The organism is Ureibacillus chungkukjangi, assembly GCF_003217295.1.
GTDB lineage: Bacteria > Bacillota > Bacilli > Bacillales_A > Planococcaceae > Ureibacillus > Ureibacillus chungkukjangi.
In genome coordinates this window covers 1-2,691 of record NZ_QJTJ01000064.1, presented here as the reverse complement: position 1 = coordinate 2,691, position 2,691 = coordinate 1, and the positions used below count along the sequence as shown (strand labels likewise).

Here is a 2,691-nt window from a genome sequence, read left to right as displayed (position 1 = left end):
ATTGTTTCTGTAATGCTTTAACATTTATAACGGTAATTTTAATAGACTACATGCTAGTAGGTAGCTTTTTTAATTAGGTTAATTAAGATATAATTTAATCATCAATGTACCCTTGTGTTCAACGTGAGATCTCTTTAAGAGAAACTCTGCCGATTGTTTGGGGACATTGTTTTTTTATTCAAAAAAATCATGTAAAATATAGGTGTGCAGTGACCTTTATGGTGATTCCGACCTTTACTGGATTGGGGCTAGTTTCCTAGACCTCTAATATTGACGTGAGGCACTCCATGTTATTTACGGCACTGCACATACTAATTATATATAGCTGCTTAAATCCTGTTAATTTCGACAGGATTTTTTATTTTTTAGGAGGGAAATTAAAATACATGTCGTATTTTTTAATAGACTATATAGAAATCAAAATAAATCTAATATTATTTTAACAGTTGAAACTCTACCGTTGTTTGGAGCTTTGAATAAAGACTCTTTAGTTCAATATGAGATTTAATATCTGGCGAAATAATCCTGACATGCTACATTGGGCTTAAAGCTCTAACAGAAACTTGGATAGTCAGATATGTCATACTGTTAGTTTATTGGAGGGAAATTAATGAAAAGCACCAGTAGTCCATTTAGCTATGGAAATGAAACTGAAGTTAATAATGAACAAGAATCACGGAAGTTTTACCAGTTCTATGTTGGAATTGATATAGGAGCGAGTTTCCATGTTGCTTCTTGTATAAGATATGAAGCTTTTTTAGACCCTAAAGGAGTAGCTTGGAAGCGCACTAAGACACTGAAGTTCAACTCTGATAGTGTGGGAATCGCAGAATTTTTAAGCGCCCTTAAACAAATAGAGGAACAGTTCAATTTAAATAAAGACGACTTCTTAATCCTCTTAGAACCAACGGGTGGACATTATTCTTATTTAGCCCAACAAGTGTTACTAATTGAAGGTTATGATTTGTTTCAAATAGAAAATAAAGCAGTTGGGGAATTCCGTAAAAGTTTAGGAATAAGCGAGAAATCAGATTCAATGGATGCAAAGGTAATGTCATATATGGGATGGCATAAGCAACTTCACCCCAATATGCAAGGTGTAACTTTTATACGACCACAAACAGTACTACAATCCTTATTTAGAACAGTTATGAGAGATCGTTGGTATCTCAATGTTCAACTTACTCGCAGAAAAAATCAAGTACAACAATTACTAAAAGTCACACACCCTGATTTAAACAAAGCTTTTAAAAAATTAAGTTCAATCTCAGTAATGAAATTGGTTCTACAATACCCTACCGGACTACATATGAAAGAAACTAGCGAAGATGAATTATACAATGCTATTTCAAAAGCTGGTGCTAAAAATGTTGCCAAAAAGGCTGCTAAAATTTTAGCGGAAGTGATGCCTAATACTGTCGCTGTGCCTGTTGAGCATCTTGTAGGACGCCAAAAGTGGGTTATTGAAGAAGCCTTACGGCTTGAAGAAAGTTTAAAACTGATAGATCAGGAAATTCATGATCTTCTATGGGGAGTACCCGATAAAGGAATTCAACCCCACCCATATACTGAAATTCTACTATCCCTCCCCTTCGTTAGTGAAAATATAGCTTGTACATTAATAGGCGTTATTGGTGATATTGAAAGATTCAATACATATAAAGAATTTAAGAAATACTTAGGGGTTTCGGCTGAAAATACACAATCTGGTACATCAGTAAAAGGGACTAAACAAACCAACAGCGGGGTTCGGGATGCTCGTCGAGTACTTTATCAGATTGCCTTAATAATATTGGCTAATGGTAAACCTCATCCTACCGTGTTTAAAGCCTATTATGACCGTAAGGTTGAAGAAGGAATGAGTAAGAAAAAAGCAATTGGTCATTTGTGTGGTAAATTGGCTAATTTAATTTATTCGCTTCTGAAAAATAACGGTAAATACGATCCAGTTGTCCATGCAGCTGCTTGCGGCATTAACTTGGCTGACTTAACTAAATCTAAAGAAGAAAAAGAACCTTTATTATTAAGCTAACGAAGCGGATTTGTTTAATAAAAAATTCAAAATGAGGATGGAATACTAAATGAAGAAACTTTGGATATCATTTTTAGTATTAGCAATAACCATCGGTGGTGTTTATTTCTTTATAAAATTTAATCCACCATTGGAAATTGGTACACTTGCATCAAGTGAAGATGATAAATTAGTTATTGTTAGTGTTGGTAATAAAGGCTTTAGTGAAATAAATATATTAGATATATCTGTGAATAACAGTGAAAAGCCTATGGAAACAAAGATACAAGTGAGTAATGCGTTGCAAGGTTTTACCTTAACGAATGATGATACCAGTGTGGAAGCGAAAAAATATGGTTTTACAGATATAGATAAGGTAGCCTTGAAAACAGGAACTTCACCATCTTCTAACTTTGAAAAATTAGATAATGGAGCTGCAACAAAAAATGATGAAATCTATGGAATTAGTGTAATTCACAACGAGGAAGTAAATAAGGTTCATATAAAATATAAATATCTTGGAATTCCATTTAATGATACTGTGATATTTAACTAACGAAGGTTTTCACATATCCTAAGTCTATTAAAACGCCAAAAATCCCTACTTTTATATTGAAAGCAGGGATTTTACTCTGTATCCAATTAAAAATTTTTAAATTAAAGCACTACACTACATTGAA

General features: G+C 33.3%; 2 protein-coding genes. Both read left to right on the top strand.

Features of this window, described 5'->3' with window-relative positions:
- Positions 1–610: 610 nt before the first annotated feature.
- Entirely contained in the window at positions 611–2,032 is a 1,422-nt protein-coding gene (locus tag BJ095_RS18675) for an IS110 family transposase (RefSeq protein WP_036180360.1), read from the top strand.
- Positions 2,033–2,081: 49 nt separating this feature from the next.
- Positions 2,082–2,567, top strand: coding sequence for a hypothetical protein (locus BJ095_RS18670; RefSeq protein ID WP_084078063.1), 486 nt, complete (start codon positions 2,082–2,084; stop codon positions 2,565–2,567).
- Positions 2,568–2,691: the final 124 nt, after the last annotated feature.

What these genes read in the sequence shown, in the direction of transcription:
- BJ095_RS18675 (WP_036180360.1), top strand. Translation starts at nt 611, where the DNA reads ATGAAAAGCACCAGTAGTCCATTTAGCTATGGAAATGAAACTGAAGTT.
- BJ095_RS18670 (WP_084078063.1), top strand. Translation starts at nt 2,082, where the DNA reads ATGAAGAAACTTTGGATATCATTTTTAGTATTAGCAATAACCATCGGT.